Source organism: Micromonospora sp. DT15, from assembly GCF_049841475.1.
Taxonomy (GTDB): domain Bacteria; phylum Actinomycetota; class Actinomycetes; order Mycobacteriales; family Micromonosporaceae; genus Micromonospora.
In genome coordinates this window covers 526951-542422 of record NZ_JBNCKJ010000001.1, presented here as the reverse complement: position 1 = coordinate 542422, position 15472 = coordinate 526951, and the positions used below count along the sequence as shown (strand labels likewise).

14 protein-coding genes are annotated in these 15472 nt (G+C 72.5%); 6 read left to right on the top strand and 8 right to left on the bottom strand.

Annotated elements, in window-relative coordinates:
- Window positions 1-20: 20 nt before the first annotated feature.
- From ACLQ3F_RS02490 to ACLQ3F_RS02480, 3 genes are all read right to left on the bottom strand, one after another.
- On the bottom strand, window positions 21-1592 hold the full coding sequence (locus ACLQ3F_RS02490; RefSeq protein WP_425845576.1) for a sensor histidine kinase: 1572 nt from the start codon (window positions 1590-1592) through the stop codon (window positions 21-23).
- Window positions 1593-1646: 54 nt separating this feature from the next.
- Window positions 1647-2351 (bottom strand): dethiobiotin synthase, encoded by a 705-nt coding sequence (gene bioD / locus ACLQ3F_RS02485; protein ID WP_425846168.1) that lies wholly within the window; start codon window positions 2349-2351, stop codon window positions 1647-1649.
- Window positions 2352-2427: 76 nt separating this feature from the next.
- Complete coding sequence (locus tag ACLQ3F_RS02480; protein ID WP_357261825.1) at window positions 2428-3564, bottom strand: 8-amino-7-oxononanoate synthase; 1137 nt, start codon at window positions 3562-3564, stop codon at window positions 2428-2430.
- A 155-nt stretch (window positions 3565-3719) separates the two neighbouring features.
- Between ACLQ3F_RS02480 and bioB the strand changes: the two genes are divergently transcribed.
- The 3 genes from bioB to ACLQ3F_RS02465 are packed head-to-tail and all read left to right on the top strand — an operon-like array spanning window position 3720 to window position 5424.
- Window positions 3720-4715: a biotin synthase BioB gene (bioB, locus tag ACLQ3F_RS02475; RefSeq protein ID WP_425845573.1), complete on the top strand. Its 996-nt coding sequence runs from the start codon at window positions 3720-3722 to the stop codon at window positions 4713-4715.
- Between the two features lie 5 nt (window positions 4716-4720).
- Entirely contained in the window at window positions 4721-4912 is a 192-nt protein-coding gene (locus ACLQ3F_RS02470; RefSeq protein WP_425845571.1) for a hypothetical protein, read from the top strand.
- Between the two features lie 5 nt (window positions 4913-4917).
- A complete protein-coding gene (locus ACLQ3F_RS02465; RefSeq protein ID WP_425845568.1) occupies window positions 4918-5424 on the top strand; it encodes a GNAT family N-acetyltransferase in 507 nt (168 codons plus the stop codon).
- Window position 5425: 1 nt separating this feature from the next.
- Here ACLQ3F_RS02465 and ACLQ3F_RS02460 read toward each other — a convergent pair whose 3' ends face one another.
- Window positions 5426-5953, bottom strand: coding sequence for a DUF488 family protein (locus tag ACLQ3F_RS02460; RefSeq protein ID WP_357205281.1), 528 nt, complete (start codon window positions 5951-5953; stop codon window positions 5426-5428).
- 278 nt (window positions 5954-6231) lie between these two features.
- On the opposite strand from ACLQ3F_RS02460, the gene ACLQ3F_RS02455 reads away from it, so the two are divergent.
- Window positions 6232-6579 carry a hypothetical protein gene (locus tag ACLQ3F_RS02455; protein ID WP_357205279.1) on the top strand — a complete coding sequence of 116 codons (348 nt, stop codon included), beginning with the start codon at window positions 6232-6234 and terminating at the stop codon, window positions 6577-6579.
- Between the two features lie 72 nt (window positions 6580-6651).
- Here ACLQ3F_RS02455 and ACLQ3F_RS02450 read toward each other — a convergent pair whose 3' ends face one another.
- Window positions 6652-9555, bottom strand: coding sequence for a glycoside hydrolase family 9 protein (locus ACLQ3F_RS02450; RefSeq protein WP_425845564.1), 2904 nt, complete (start codon window positions 9553-9555; stop codon window positions 6652-6654).
- A gap of 434 nt (window positions 9556-9989) precedes the next feature.
- Between ACLQ3F_RS02450 and ACLQ3F_RS02445 the strand changes: the two genes are divergently transcribed.
- Both ACLQ3F_RS02445 and ACLQ3F_RS02440 read left to right on the top strand, forming a co-directional pair.
- Complete coding sequence (locus tag ACLQ3F_RS02445; RefSeq protein ID WP_425845562.1) at window positions 9990-11555, top strand: aldehyde dehydrogenase family protein; 1566 nt, start codon at window positions 9990-9992, stop codon at window positions 11553-11555.
- Between the two features lie 65 nt (window positions 11556-11620).
- Entirely contained in the window at window positions 11621-12019 is a 399-nt protein-coding gene (locus ACLQ3F_RS02440; RefSeq protein ID WP_425845559.1) for a VOC family protein, read from the top strand.
- Between the two features lie 8 nt (window positions 12020-12027).
- Here ACLQ3F_RS02440 and ACLQ3F_RS02435 read toward each other — a convergent pair whose 3' ends face one another.
- The 3 genes from ACLQ3F_RS02435 to ACLQ3F_RS02425 form a co-directional block, all read right to left on the bottom strand.
- Complete coding sequence (locus ACLQ3F_RS02435) at window positions 12028-13092, bottom strand: GNAT family N-acetyltransferase (RefSeq protein ID WP_357205267.1); 1065 nt, start codon at window positions 13090-13092, stop codon at window positions 12028-12030.
- A gap of 117 nt (window positions 13093-13209) precedes the next feature.
- Window positions 13210-14604 carry a DM9 repeat-containing protein gene (locus tag ACLQ3F_RS02430; RefSeq protein ID WP_425845556.1) on the bottom strand — a complete coding sequence of 465 codons (1395 nt, stop codon included), beginning with the start codon at window positions 14602-14604 and terminating at the stop codon, window positions 13210-13212.
- A gap of 63 nt (window positions 14605-14667) precedes the next feature.
- Window positions 14668-15369 carry an amino acid-binding protein gene (locus tag ACLQ3F_RS02425; RefSeq protein WP_425845553.1) on the bottom strand — a complete coding sequence of 234 codons (702 nt, stop codon included), beginning with the start codon at window positions 15367-15369 and terminating at the stop codon, window positions 14668-14670.
- Window positions 15370-15472: the final 103 nt, after the last annotated feature.

The window sequence follows — 15472 nt, the reverse complement described above, 5'->3', positions numbered from 1 at the left end:
CCCCGTCGTGTGGGTGTCCACTAGGCGATCCACTCCTTGCTGACCAGCCGGCCATCGGTGAAACAGAGCCGCCAGGTCGGCGCGGCCAGGGGAAAGTTACCGTCGGTGTAGTACTCGCAACCGGCCCGGTCGACAGCCGCCGACCGTTCCAACTGCCGCCGGGGCAGCCCGACCAGCTCCGAGCGGGCCGCGCCGACACGCATCTGGTCGAATGTGGCCCGGTCCAGCACCGTCCCGGCGGTCGCCACCGGGTAGTAGACGAACGAGAGCACCAGGGCGAAACAGACCGGGGCGACGAGCGCCACCAGCAGGCTGCGCCGAACCCGCCGACGGGCGTCGTGCAGCCGCCGCTCGGCGTCCACCGGCCGCTCGGCTGGGCCGGGTCGCTCGTCGGACCATGGCGTCGGCGCCACCTCGGCCACCGACCCGATCGCTTCGGGCGGCGCCGCGGTGGCGGGCAACACCGCCCGTACCGTGAACCCGCCGTCGGCCCGACGGCCGGCGTCGAGCGTCCCACCGGCGAGGCGGACCCGCTCGGCGAGGGCGAGCAGCCCACTGCCCTGCGAGGGCGGGGCGGGCAGCGGCCCGGCCGGCGGAGCGTCGTTGACGACTGTCACCTCGACCCGGTCACCGTCGTGGGTGAGGCGCACGTCGACCGGAGCGCCCGGCGCGTACCGGGCCGCGTTGGTGAGCGCCTCCCGGACGATCCGGTGCGCCGCGTGACAGGTCATCGCCGGTAGGTCAGCGACCGCCGGGGCGGCGTCCAGCCGTACCACCATGCCGGCCTCGCGGGCACCGTCGACCAGGTCGGCCACCGTCTCCCCGCTCGGGCGCAGCGACGCGCCAGCCTCCTCGCGGAGCACACCGATGATCTCGTGCAGTCGCTCGGTGGCGGCGGAGACGCTGGCCCGCAACTCCCCGGCCGCGGCACGGTGCCGGTCGTCAAGGTCGGCGGCGACCTCCAGGGCGGCGGCGCGCAACGCGATCAGGCTGAGGTCGTGACCGAGGGAGTCGTGCATCTCCCCCGCGATCCGGGCCCGCTCACGCAGCCGGATCCGCTCGGCGGCACCCCGCTGTTCCCGGGTCAGCGCGTCGACGTGCCGGCGACCGGCGTCGGTCAACTCCTGCTGCTGGCGACGGTACCGGCCGACCAACCAGGGGAATACGGCGGCGAAGAGCAGCACCGACGCGAGCAGGAACCAGGTGGCCGCCCCGGCGCCGAGGAACCCCAGGTTGAGCGCCGTACCACCCGCCGTGATCAGCACGAAGACCATGACCGCCGGACCCACTGTGGCGCTGCGCCGCCCGGCGAGATAGCTGAAGACCGGAATGGCGAACACGAAGTTGCCATCGACCAGCGACCCGAGCACCGCCAGCACCAGGGCGACCAACGGCTGACGTCGAGTCGCCACCACCGCCACACCGAGCAACAGGAGCTTGCCGACCAACAGCGGCACCGTGTACCGCGAATAGGGCGGGCTGACCTCGGCGTAGCCGACCGGAGCGGCCACCACCGCCCAGAGCAGCACGTCCAGCAGCAGGCGACGCCGCCGGTGCAGCCAACCCGGCGGCGGGTAGTCGAGGATCCGCACGGCGGTCAGGCTACCCACGCCCGACCTGCGCGGACACCGACGAAAGTCAGGTGTTCAGCCGCTCTCCTCGGCCCAGACCCGCCAGTCGTCCAGCACCCCGTGCAGAGCCGGGGTGAGCCAACCCGGCGCGGACCGCCGGAACACACCCGGGTCCATCGCGCCCGCGCCGTCGGGCAGCGCGCCGAGCAGGTTCGGCACCAGGTCGGTGAGGTTCGTCCAGTGCACCAGCTCCGGCCGGGCCGGCCAGGCGCCGATCACCACACCGGCCGGCACCGCCCTACGGTCCAGCGCCTCCAGGGTCAACGCGGTGTGGTTGAGCGTGCCCAACCCGGCGCGGGCGACCACCACCGCCGGCGCGCCGAGCGACACCGCCAGGTCGGCCATCGTCCACGGCTCCCCCGACGGCCGCAGCCCCATCGGAACCAGCAACCCACCCGCGCCCTCGATCAACACGAGGTCGTGCTTGTCGGCCTCCGCGCGGACGGCGTCCACCGCCGCGTACAACTCCAACGGCGGCAGGTCGGCGACCCGCGCCGCAGCCAACGGGGCGAGGGGATCCGGGTAGCTGGCCAAGGTCCGACCGGTCAGCGGCGCAGCCAACCGGTTCACCGCGTCCACATCGCCGGGCTCACCGCCGCCCGTACCGGTCTGGCCCGGCTTGACCACCGCCACCCGCAGCCCGGCGGCCTGCGCAGCGGCCGCGATCGCCGCCGTCACCACAGTCTTGCCGACCTCGGTGTCCGTTCCAGTGACCAGCACCGACCCCGCCCAGCCCGTCACGGCGCCACCTCGGTTCGCGACTGCGGGGCTCGCAAACCCGGCTCACTCCTCGCGCTCACGGCGCCGTCTCCACGATGACGTCCAGCGCCCGCTCGAACGCCGTCCGGGGCACCCCCGCGCTCACCGTGAGGCGCAGGCGGGAGCGGCTGTCCGGGGTGGATGGTGGCCGGAAACAGCCCACCGCGACACCCCGGTCCCGACAGTCCGCGGCCCACGCGGTCGCCGCCTCCGGACCCGGGGCGGTCACCGAGATCACCGCCGCGTCCGGGGCGGAGACGGTCAGCCCGGCCGCTCTCAGTCGACCGACCGCCAGTCCCACCCGGTCGGAGAGTTCGGCGCGCAGGTCGTCGCCGGCCTGGGCGAGCCGCAGCGCCGCGTGCACGCCGGCGGCGACCGCTGGCGGCAGTGCCGTGTCGAAGATGAACGTGCGCCCGGTCTCGACCAGATGCCGGACGAACTCGGCCGGGCCGGCGACAACGCCGCCCGCGCCACCGAGCGCCTTGGACAGGGTGGCGGTGATCACCACGTCCGGCTCGCCGGCCAGCCCGGTGGCCGCCACCGCGCCCGCGCCGGCCGGACCGGTCAGGCCCAGCGCGTGCGCGTCGTCGACCAGCAGCAGCGCGCCGTGACGGCGGGCCACCGCGTGCAGCCGAGCCAGCGGGGCGAGATCACCGTCGACCGAGAACACCGACTCCGTCACCACCACCGCCGGGCGGCCGGGAGCGGCCGCGAGCGCGGCGGCCACCGCGTCGACGTCGGCGTGCGGGGTGACCACCGTCTCCGCACCGGAGATGCGGCAGCCGTCGATCAGCGACGCGTGGTTGTGCGCGTCGGAGACGAGCAGCGTCCGAGGTTGGACGAGCGCCCGCAGCGCGCCGAGGTTGGCGAGGTAGCCGGAGGAGAAGACCAGGGCGCCGTCGGTGCCCAACCAGCGGGCCAGGTCCTCCTCCAGCGCCCGGTGCGCGTCGGTGGAGCCCCGGACCAGGCGCGACCCGGTAGCCCCCAGCCCGTACGCCGAGAGGGCCGCCGTGGCCGCGGCGACGACGTCCGGGTGGGTGGCCAGGCCGAGGTAGTCGTTGCCGGCCAGATCGGTCATCTGATCGTCGGCCGGACGCGGATGCAGTCGCCTGGTGAGCCCGGCCTTCGCCCGCAGCTCCGCGCGGCGGTCGAGCGCCGCCAGCCAGTCCGCCACCGTCACCCTCCCCCGCTGTGTGTGCCGGTCAGCCCGACACCCGCCGGGCGAAATTACCACCCGCCGCCATCGGCCCGACGATTCCACTCGGTGCGAGGCACCGACGGGCCGCCAGGTCATTCAGGCTGATCGGAGAGCCTTGTAGGGTACGAGCCATGCCAGAGATCCTCGACCAGGCCCGGACCCAGGTCCTGGGTGACGGTGTCGGCCTCGATCAGGCCGGCATCCTCGCCGTGCTGAATCTGCCCGACGAGCACCTGCCCGCCGCCCTCCAGCTCGCTCACGACGTGCGGATGCGCTGGTGCGGCCCGGAGGTCGAGGTCGAGGGCATCGTCTCGCTCAAGACCGGCGGCTGCCCGGAAGACTGCCACTTCTGCTCGCAGTCGGGCCTGTTCACCTCGCCGGTGCGCTCGGTCTGGCTGGACATCCCGTCGCTGGTCGAGGCGGCGAAGCAGACCGCCGCGACCGGGGCGACCGAGTTCTGCATCGTCGCCGCGGTCCGCGGTCCGGACGCCCGGCTGATGAAGCAGATGCGCGAGGGCGTCGCCGCCATCAAGGCGGCTGTCGACATCCAGGTCGCCGCGTCGCTGGGCATGCTCACCAAGGAGCAGGTCGACGACCTGGTCGACATGGGCGTGCACCGCTACAACCACAACCTGGAGACCTGCAAGTCGTACTTCCCCAACGTGGTCACCACGCACTCGTGGGAGGAGCGCTGGGAGACGCTGCGGATGGTTCGCGACTCCGGCATGGAGGTGTGCTGCGGTGGCATCCTCGGCCTCGGTGAGACCGTCGAGCAGCGGGCCGAGTTCGCCGCGCAGCTCGCCGAGCTGAACCCGCACGAGGTGCCGCTCAACTTCCTCAACCCGCGTCCCGGTACGCCGCTCGGTGACCGTCCGGTGGTGGAGGGCAAGGACGCGCTGCGGGCCATCGCCGCGTTCCGGCTGGCCATGCCACGGACCATCCTCCGGTACGCGGGCGGCCGAGAGATCACCCTCGGCGACCTGGGCACCCGCGACGGCCTGCTCGGTGGCATCAACGCGGTGATCGTCGGCAACTACCTGACCACGCTGGGTCGGCCGGCGACCGCCGACCTGGACCTGCTGCAGGAGCTGAAGATGCCGGTCAAGGCCCTCTCCGACACGCTGTGACGACAATGACGACGACGGAGCTGTGGTGCGACAGGTGCGGTGAGCCGGCGACGGCCATCGTCCACCCGGCCTGCGCGTCGGCCCGCCAGTTGGAGCCGCCCCGGTTCTGCCCCCGCTGCCGTCGCCGGATGAAGGTTCAGGTGCTGCCGGTGGGCTGGTCGGCGATCTGCGTCGAGCACGGCGAGATGCGGGGCTGAGCCGGATGCTGCGAGGGCGGGCGGTGACACTACGACCGGCGACGGTCGATGACGTGCCGACCCTCGCCGCGATCCGGGCCGACCCGGAGGTACGCCGGTGGTGGCGGGGCGGCGACGATCTGGCCGACTCCGTGCGTGCCGACCTCGCCGACGACGACCTGCACGTGTACGCGATCGAACACGACGGCCGGGTGGTCGGTGCGATCCAGTGGTACGCCGAGGCGGACCCGGACTACCGGCACGCCAGCCTGGACGTCTTCCTCGACCCGGCGGAGCGCGGCGCCGGCCTCGGTGGTGACGCGATCCGCACCCTGGCCCGACACCTGATCGACGAGTACGGCCACCACCGTTTCACCATCGACCCGGCCGCGGCGAACAGCGCCGCCATCCGGGCGTACGCGAAGGTGGGTTTCCGCCCGGTGGGGGTGCTGCGCCGCTACGAGCGCGGCGCGGACGGCCGCTGGCACGACGGCCTGTTGATGGACCTGCTCGCCGACGACCTCGTGGAGTGACTCAGTCGTCCCACAGCAGGTGGCCGTCGGGCAGTCGGCGGGCGCCCTCGGCCGGCCGGTGCGGGCTGAGGCGGCCGTCCGGCATCAGGTGCGCCACGGAGACTCCGCTGCTCAGCGTCGCGACGTCGGCGATCAACCGCCGGTGGCAGCGCCACCACACGCTCTCACTGCACATGATCGCGGTGGTCCGACGATCCGCCCCGGCGAGCACCTCGGCGAGCGCGTCGTCGAACTCGGCCGTCCGGGTGTGGGCGGCGTACGCCCGGAACGCCGCGACCGTCCACCAGGTGTCCGGCTCCGGCTCCCCGGCCGGGACGTGCCGTCGTCCGCCGAGCCGCGGCTCCCAGCGGTAGTCGATGCCGCACTCGGGCAGCCACCGTTCGAGTTCCTCCCGGCGGACGTCCGGGTTGGTGCGGCTGGCTGGGTATCGCCGCACGTCCACCACCTGGGCGATCCCCGCCCCGGTCAGCAACTCTCCCAGCCGGCCCCGATCGGCCGCGCCGTGCCCGACGGTCAGCAACTCCCGCACGACCGCAGCTTGCCCGGAATCCCCCCGACCTATCCACCCGAGTTCGCCCGCGAGGGTCGGCCATCCAGTTTCCGTCCGCGCGGAACGGTAACTGTCCAAGATCTCGTCGCGGTGCCCCCAGGCGACCAACTTCCAGCCACCTCTGCTTTCGGGCCGCTCAGCGACAGCGATCAGCAGCGGGTTGGTTGACATGAGGAATATAATCGACGCAAATCAATCTGCCTCTGGGCTGAAAGAGTTCCGGCCCCGTCCCTGAACACCGTTAGGAAGGGAAGCTCATGCGCAGATTCACCAGCCGAATCGCTGCGGGTCTCGCCGCCGCTTTGATCACCACACTGACCGTGACGATACCGGCGTCGCCCGCAGCCGCTGTCGAGACGCTCAAGGTTCCCGACACCGGCCTCGTCTTCTACCAGGCCTACACGCAGATCATCGTAGGCAGGCAGGCCACGCGCGACGGCATCTGCCGCCCGGTCCCGGCCGAGGCGATCTGGGCGATCGGCTGGAACGGCTTCGGTTCCGTCTCTGGCTACCGGACCTCCGACTGCACCGGCGCTGCGTCCGAGCTCAACAACTTCCACAGCTGGCCGCACGAGGGCTACTACCTTTCCTACCGGGCCGGCTGACAAGCGTTCCCGGTGGTCGTTCGCGGCCGGCCACCGGGGGACGGTGACCGGCCGCGACTGCCCGGGATGGGCTCAGGACACGGTGCAGGTGGTGTTGTTGACGGTGAAGGCGGTCGGCTTCGGGTTGGCGCCGCTGTACGTGCCGTTGAAGCCGAAGCTCACCGACGCGCCGGCCGCGATCGTGCCGTTGTAGGACAGGTTCGTGGCGGTGACCGCCGCGCCGCTCTGGCTGATCGCCGCCGACCAGCCCTGGCTGACGCTCTGCCCGCCGGGGAAGCTGAACCGCAGGGTCCAGCCGTTGATCGCGGTGGTGCCGGTGTTGGTGATCGACACGTTGGCGGTGAAGCCGCCGCCCCAGTCGGTGGTGGCGTACCCCACAGTGCAGGTGCCACCGACCGGCGGGGCCGCGGTGGTCACCGCGACCGGCGTGGACGCCGCGGAGGTGTTGCCCGCCGCGTCCACCGCTACCACGTAGAACTGGTACGCCGTGGAGGCGGTCAACCCGGACACCGCCTGGGTGCTGCCGGCCGGCGAGCCGACAAGCACGTCGGTGGCGCCGGCCTCGCGGTAGACCCGGTAACCGGTGACGCCCACGTTGTCGGTCGACGGGGTCCAGGCCAGGGTGAGACCGGTGGCGGTGACGGCCGAGGCGACGGGCGTGCCGGGGGTGCTCGGCGCTGTGGTGTCGGCGGTGCCGGCCGGCGGCGTGGTTACCGTGAGCTTCGGTGAAGCGGTGGACGTGTTGCCGGCGCCGTCGCGCGCCACGACGGTGAACTCGTACGACGTCGCTGGCAGCAGCGTCGTGATGGTCAACGTCGTGCCGGTGACCGGCCGGACCAGGACCGTGTCGCTGTTGACCTGGACCTCGCGGACGTCGTAGCCGGCCAGGCCGCTGCCGCCGCTGTCGGTGGACGGCGCCCAGGTCAGGGTGACAGTGCGGGGGCCGAGGTTGGACGCCACCGGGGTACCCGGGACGGTCGGCTTGGTGGTGTCCGGGACGACCGGGCCCGGCTCCTCGCCCCAGACACGGGTGGCTCCGGAGTAGAGCGGCACCTTCCGGTTGGGCCCGGCGGTGGCCTGGTACGACGGGTCGTTGGTCGGGTCCCAGGTGCCGCCCTCCGGCACGCCGATCTTGAACTGGACCTCCATCCGGTGCTGCGACTGACCCGCCGGAGCGATGGTGTACCCGGCGCAGTCCACCTCGACGTACCAGATGTCGCCGCTGAACTGCTTGGCGGTGGTCGGGGACGGGCAGCCCTGGGTGTAGCCGGCGGTGACCTGCACCGGGCCGGTGCCGTCGGGCCGGAAGTAGTACCGGAACCGGCCGTCGGTCAGCGCGCGGGCCGGGAACGCGGACTTGTTGTAGACCATCACCTTGAGCCCGGTGGCCCGAGGTTCGGCCTGCGTCACTGTGGTCTCCACTGTCAGCTCGTCGATGTCCGGCGTCTCGGCGACCGGGAAGTTCGCCAGCGGCGTGCCGCCGTACTCGGAGGTCAGCCGGACCAGCGCGGACGTGAAGCCGGCGTTGTAGTCGGTGGCCACCTCGTTCATCACGTAGTCCGACCGGCTGTCGCTGTACGCGTCGTTGGCCGAGGACGGGCCGCCGACCAGCGCACCGTAGAGGGTGTGCCGGGTCTCCACCGGCACGGTCTGGCTGTCCCACCAGGAGCCGTGCGCGGTGCGGTGGTGCGGGTTCTTGGGTGCGTTGGCGCCGAACCCGATGACGTAACTGGAGTTGCGCGGGTTGTCGCCGAGCGCGTAGTTGATCTGCCGGACGGCGAAGTCGTGGTAGCGCGCCTTGCGGGTGGTGTCGGTGGTCTTGTCGCTGTAGACCAGCGCGGCGAAGGACGTGTTCGCGGAGTAGCGCAGCGCGCCCCAGGAGTCGAGCACCGCCATCCCGCCCGGCGAGTACGGCACCCGCTGCCCGTTCACCCCGACGGTCCAGTAGTCAAGCCACCGGTTGGCGTCGTCGACGTACTTCTGTTTGCCGGTCAGGTTGGCCAGCAGCACGTACGCGCCGAACTGCTTGTTGTCCCAGGCGATTGTCCACTTGTAGGAGCGGGTGGTGGTCTGGTTCTCGGTGCCGAGCTTGTCGTACTCACTCTCGGCCTTGGCCAGGTAGCTGGCCTCGCCGGTGGCCCGGTGCAGCCAGATCGCGGCCCAGACCAGCTCGTCCTGCCAGCCACTCCACGAGCGGTAGAAGCTCGTGGCATCGGTGATGCACTCGTGGTAGGCCTTCCGCACCGTGTCGGCGAAGGTGTAGAGCTGCCGGGCGTGGCCGAGCAGCTTGTCGGCGTAGGCCGCGTCGGTGGGGCGGAACACCATCGAGGAGGCGGCCATCGCGGCCGCCGTCTCCCCCGCCAGGTCCGCGCCGCCACAGCTCGCATCGATCTTGTACGCGGGCCGCGCCATCTGCATCACCTCGGCCGGACCCCACCACTTGTGGTCGTCGTCGCCCTTGCCGACCTGTCCGTAGAGGACGTTGGCCGACGGGTGCGCCTTGATGAAGTAGTCGTTGACGAAGCGCAGGTTGTTGAGCAGGTGCGGCAGTTGCCCGGACGAGGTGTAACCGCTGCGGTACTCGACAGCGCCCCAGGCGAGCATCGTGGCGCTGAACGCCATCGGGAAACCGAACTTGACGTGGTCGCCGGCGTCGTACCAGCCGCCGGTGAGGTCCACGCCCGCGCTGGCGCCGTCGGTGAGCGCGCTGTCTCCGCGCCAGGAGACCCGGTTCCAGTCGGGCAGTGGACCGGACTGCTGCGCCTCGTAGAAGAGCAGTGACTTCTGCAACGCCTCGGCGTAGTTGTAGGTTGCCGCCGGCGCGGCGGAGGCGGGCCCGGACGGTGGCGCGGTCACCGCGAGGGACGCGCCGGTGAGCAGCGCGACGCCGAGGGCCAGCAGCCGCCGCGGCCAGGGCTGGTCGGCGGCCGGCGACCGGCCGGGCTGGCCGCTGAACGGCCGGGTCAGGTGGCGCATGGCGGACTCCTGTCGGAGGCGCCGCCGGCGGTCGCACCGACGCGGGACGGCGTACGGGCGGCACGGCCACCGGCGACAGCGGGGGTGGCGGTGTGACCATGGGTCATGGAAGCGCTCCCATGGATAAACGACAATGTAATGGGCGGGTCGCTGGTTGGGAAGCCTGCCGATCGGGGCCGACGCGCGCGGCACCACTTCCGTACTCGCGAGTAACCACTGCGGACCATTTCACACCATCGATAGATCTCGATTTATGAAAGACGTTTGCGCAGCTCACGGTGGGAGCGTCCACGATAGATTTGGCACCGATCGAGCGCTCCGGCGACCAGCCAGACAAACGTACTGTTGCTGACCCACTACGAAGCGCGAGACAGTACCGCTCACCAGCGGTGCCGTCGACGCCGCCGCTCCCTGGTCAACCCTGAGGAGAAGCGATGGCACAACGACTCGCCGACGACACCGCCTGGGCCGACATCCTGGCCCGCGCGGTGACCGTCGCCCCGGAGGCGTTCGGCCCCGAGGTCGACGGCGTCACCACCCTGCACAACCTGGTCGAGGGCGAATGGCGGGCGGTCGGCCAGCCCGCCCCGGTCCGCACCCCGGTGGACAACACCGTCCTCATCAACCTGCCCCGGGTCGACGCGACCACCGCGCGCGCCGCGGTCGCCCACGCCGCCGCCGCGCACCGGGCCTGGGCCCGGACCCCGCTGGCCGACCGCAGGGCCCGGGTCGCCGAGGCCCTGGACTCGCTCACCGCCCACCGCGACCTGCTCGCCCTGCTGCTGGTGTGGGAGATCGGCAAGCCGTGGCGGCTGGCCTGCGCCGACGTGGACCGGGCGCTCGACGGCGTCCGCTGGTACGCGGGCGAGATCGACCGGATGCTCGCCGACGGCCGCGAGCCGTTGCCCGGCCCGGTCAGCAACATCGCGTCGTGGAACTATCCGATGAGCGTGCTGGTGCACGCCGAACTGGTGCAGCTCCTGGCCGGCAACGCGGTCATCGCCAAGACCCCGTCCCAGGGCGGCGCGGTGTGCCTGACCGTCGCGCACGCGTTGATGCGCCGGGCCGGACTGCCCGCCACGCTCGTCTCCGGCAGCGGCGCGGAACTGTCCGAGGTGCTGGTCCGGGCACCCGAGATCGGCGCTGTGGCATTCGTCGGCGGCCGTTCCAACGGCGGCAAGGTGGCCGCCGCTCTGCTCGACAGCGACAAGCGGCACTTCATCGAGCAGGAGGGCCTCAACGCCTGGGGCATCTGGAACTTCTCCCAGTGGGACCTGCTCGCCACGCACCTCAGGAAGGGCTTCGAGTACGGCAAGCAGCGCTGCACCGCGTACCCCCGGTTCGTGGTGCAGCGCGACCTCGTCGACGAGTTCCTCGACATGTACCTGCCGGTCGTCCGCTCCGTCCGCTTCGGTCACCCGCTCGCCGTCGGTGACGACTGGGCCGCCGGTGACCCGCTGCCCGAGCTGGACTTCGGTCCGCTGATCAGCGCCACCAAGGCCGACGAGCTCCGCCGTACCGTCGACGAGGCCGTCCGTGGCGGCGCGATCCCCCTGCACCGGGGCAAACTCGCCGGCGCGCCGTTCCTGCCCGGGCAGGACACCTCGGCGTACGTGGCGCCGTCGGTGCTGCTCGCCCCGCCCGGACGGTCCCGACTGATGCACGCCGAGCCGTTCGGTCCGGTCGACACGATCGTCGTGGTGGACACCACCGACGAGCTGCTGGCCGCGATGAACGCCTCCAACGGCGCGCTGGTGGCCTCACTCGCCTGCGACGACACCGACGAGGCCGGCAAGCTCGCCGTGGACCTTCAGGCGTTCAAGGTGGGCATCAACAAGCCGCGCTCACGCGGTGACCGCGACGAACCGTTCGGCGGCCGGGGTGCCTCCTGGAAGGGCGCGTTCGTCGGCGGCGACCTGCTGGTGCAGGCCGTCACCGTCGGCGGAGACAGCCGGCTCTACGGCAACTTCCCCGACTACAGCAGCTACCCCAGCACCTGACGACCGGGCCCCTTGTGGAGGCTCGCCGCGCACAAGGGGCTCTCGTCACCACGTACCGTCGGGAGATGGCATTGATCGCACAGCTCTCCCTGGGCGTGTCCGACGCCGAACGGGCCGGAACGTTCTGGGCCGCGGCCCTCGGCTACCGTCGCCGCGAGCCCCGATTCACCGGCGACGAGTGGATCGTGCTGGAGCCGCCGCCCGGGGTGTCGGGCTCAGCCCTCGCGATGGACCTCAGCGAGAGCCCCGTGCGGGAGTTCCCCCGGCTCCACCTGGACCTGGACGCCGGAGACCGACCCCTCGACGAGGAACTCGACCGGCTGCTCGCCCTCGGCGCGCGGATCGTCGACTGGCGGCACTACCCCACCGACCCACACCCGACGGAGCCGCCGTACGTGGTGCTCGCCGACCCGGAGGGCAACCGGTTCTGCGTCTCGGGCCGCCGCGAGCCGCCCGGGCCCTGAGCCGGGCCCTAGGCGAACGCGCCCGTCCGGTCCGCCCCGGTGGGGACAGAGAGCGCGACGGTGAGGGTGAGCAGCCCGCCGTCGCGTTCCACAACGGTGGGCCGGCCCAGCCGGTGCAGCGTCCGCAGCATCGGGTCGTTGGTGGCCTGCACGTGCAGCACCAGCGCCGCGTACCCGGACCGGTCGGCGTGCTGAACCACCCGGCGCAGCAACGCCGAGCCGAGCCCACGCCGCTGCCAGTCGTCGCGCACCAGCAGCGCCACCTCCGCCTCGTCGCCCTCGCCAAGCAGGTTCGCCATCGCGACCACCGACTCGGCCGCGCCGTCGGAGCCGGTGGTGCTGGCGATCAGCGTCAGCCCTCGGCTCGGCTCCAGCAGTCGACGCAGGCGGGCCGGCTGCGGCAGCGCCGCCCCGCCCAGGTAACGCCGCTGCCGGCTACGCGGCGAGCACGCCTCGTGCAGCTCCACCACGCCGGGCAGATCGTGGGCGCTCGCCGGCCGGACGGCCACCTCCGCGCCGTCGGGCAGCACCACTGTCACCTGTTCGGCGGCCCGGCGCGCCACAGTGGCGGCCAGCTCGACGAGGGCCTGCGCCCGCGCGTACTCCGCCGGGGTGAAGTCGGGCGCGGCCCGGCGCAGCGCGAACGAACCGCCCGCCGGGTCCGCCAACAGCATGCTCGCCCCGGTGATCCCCCGTTCGCCGCCGACCGACGCCGGTCGCCAGCTGACGACGTCGGCGGCGAGCAGCGTCCGCAACGCCTCGCCCGTCGCGTCCGGGTCACGCACCAACCGGTTGGCCAGCCCGAGCACCCGGGTGGGCTGGTCGGCCAGACCACGCGCCTCGCTGCGCGCCACCCAGCAGTCCCGGCCCCGACCCCGCTCGACAGCGGCGATCAGCCCAGCCTCGTCGAGCGCGTCCGGCGCGTCGACCAGGAAGTCGTCCACCGCGCCCTGCTCGGTGGGTTGCACCTGCACGGTGAGGATGTTGACCCCGCGCAGCGCAAGACTGGCCGTGAGCACCGACAGGTAACCCGGCCGGTCGTCCACCGTCGCTCGGATCCGCCACAACGTCATGGTTGGCTCCCTTCCCCGGGTACCACCCTCGTCCCCCGCTGTTGCCGCCCGATTGCCCGGCGGTGACGGGTTGCGCTCAGGAGGTCGACCCCGCGCGGCGGGTCACCGGGTCCGCCGCTACGCGAAACGGCCGCGGTAGCCGATGGGGCCCTCCCCGACCCGCTGGTAGGTGCCCAGGAACCCCCCGCCGTCGAAGGCGACAGTGCCGTTGTTGCCACGCAGGTCCCGCCAGGCCAACCGGGTGACCGGGCAGCCGCGCACCTCCACCGCGAGGAGCAGGTCACCCGAGCGGTGCCAGCCACCGGCCCAGCCCGCCTCGGTCTCGAAGCGCCACGCCTCCTTGGCGACGGTGCCGCGCTCGGTCAGCCGGCCGCGGAACTCCGTCGGCTCTGCACCCGGCTGCCGCCGCCAGCCGTAGAAGGCCCGCTGTTGCTTCTCGAACGTGATCGCGTACTCGGCGCCGGACTCGTCGGCCCAGGCCACCTGTTCGAGGACGGCCTGCTCGCTGCGGTCGACGAAGATGGTGATGTCGCCGGCGTCGCTGGCGTACCGCAGCACCGGCTCGGCGATCGCCTGCCGTTCGAGGGCCAGTCCCGCCTGGTCGTGTGCGTGCATCGGGTCGATCGTCACCCGGTACAGCCACAGCGAGCTGCGGGCGTCGACACCGCTCTCAATGCGCAGCGTGTTCCGGCCGGCCGTCAACTCCTCGGCCAGCACCGCGAAGACCAACCGTTGCGGGAGCCCACCGCCGTTGGGGATCCGCAGCCGGTTGGCCAGCGGCCTGCCGTTGAGGAAAACGGTGAGCGGGGCGTACCCGGGCGCCCGGGAGAGCATCGACGCGAGCGCCCGGATGGCGACGCAGGCCTCGCCGACGACGGCCGGGTCGGGCACGTCGAACTCCAGCTCGACCGACCCGCCGGCATCGATGGCCAGGTGGTCGCCGGCGGCCGAGGAACGGTCGACGCCGGTGATGGTGACGTTCCCGACGCGGGGCGGCTCGGTGCCGAAGTCGGCGTAGGTGGGGTTCATCTGGATCCCGGTCCTCTGCCCGCTCGCCGGCGCCGCAGCCGGCGGCCGCAGCAGCACCTCGTAGGACCGGGCGGTACGCTCGGCGTCGTCGTAACCGATGTTGGCGGCGCGAAAGGCCCGCCGCACCTTGCCGATGCGCAGGGCGCCCGGCGCGACCGCCGCCCGGGCGACGTAGAGCGGTTCGCCGTCACTCTCGCGGCCCGCCGGCACCGCGTCCGCGGGCACCGAGCCACCGGACGCGATGCCCCAGACGCCGCGGTCCATCAGCACCTCGTACTCGTCGACACGGACCACCTCGCCGGCCCAGGTGGTCCGGGCCGCGCCCAAGGCCGGACGGACCTGGCCCGGGTGCACGCCGCCGTGCATCCGGACGCGGCACACCCACAAGGGCTGGTCCTCCTCGTACCCGTGCGGTACCGCGCCCGCCGGGATCGAGCCACCGCGGGCCGCCTCCCAACGATATCCGTCGAAAGCAGAGTCCATTCCGGAGAGACTAGATCAACAGGCTCGGGGCCCGCGAGCCGCCGAGACCCGACCGGTGGCGGCTCAGGGATTGGCGCTGACCGGGGGCGCGCCCACCAGGTCCAGCCGGTCACCGAGGATCACCGTGCTGGCCCGGACGAGCTGGCTGAGCCGGTCCACCTCGGTGCTGTGGAACGCGGCGGCGCAGAGGGTCTCGGTGTGGTTCCGGGCCACGACCAGCACCAGACCCGCCCGGCCGAACGGCGCGATCGCGTGGTGAGTGCCGTCGGGCGTGGTCATCGACCGGCCGCGCAGCGGGGTCACCTCCGGCAACCGCAGGGGCACGGGGGTACGCCAGCTCGCCTGCCCCACCGTCGCCCCGCCGCCCCCGCTGCGCGAGGCCCAGTCGACCGGCACCACGGCGGCCACTGCCCAGTCGGCGGCCAGCAGCCCCGGCACCGCGTCGACCAGGGTGGCCAACCCGTCGGCCGGGTTTGCCGCGACCTGGGCCAACAGCTCCGCGTCCTGGCCGGTGGTGGTGGGCGCGCCGATCGCCCGCCACACACCGTCCACCCGCACCCCCGGTATCGCCGCGAGGCCAGCCAGCAGCCGCTCCACCCGCGCCGCACCCGGCCAGACGACAGTGAAGTCGTCCACCGCGCGCCCGCCGAGCCGTTCGAGGACCACCACCTGGACGATGTCCGCCCCGGAGACGCCCAAGGTGCGGGCGACCTGACCGAGGGTGCCCGGACGGTCCGGCAGGGTGACCCGAACTCGCAGCAACATGTCTGTCCCTCCGCTCGGCGGGCCGGCAGAGAAGCGACCGGCAGGCTGACCACAGCCTGGTAGTTGACCATTTCGTCCCTGTTGCAAGGGCATGTCCCAAGCG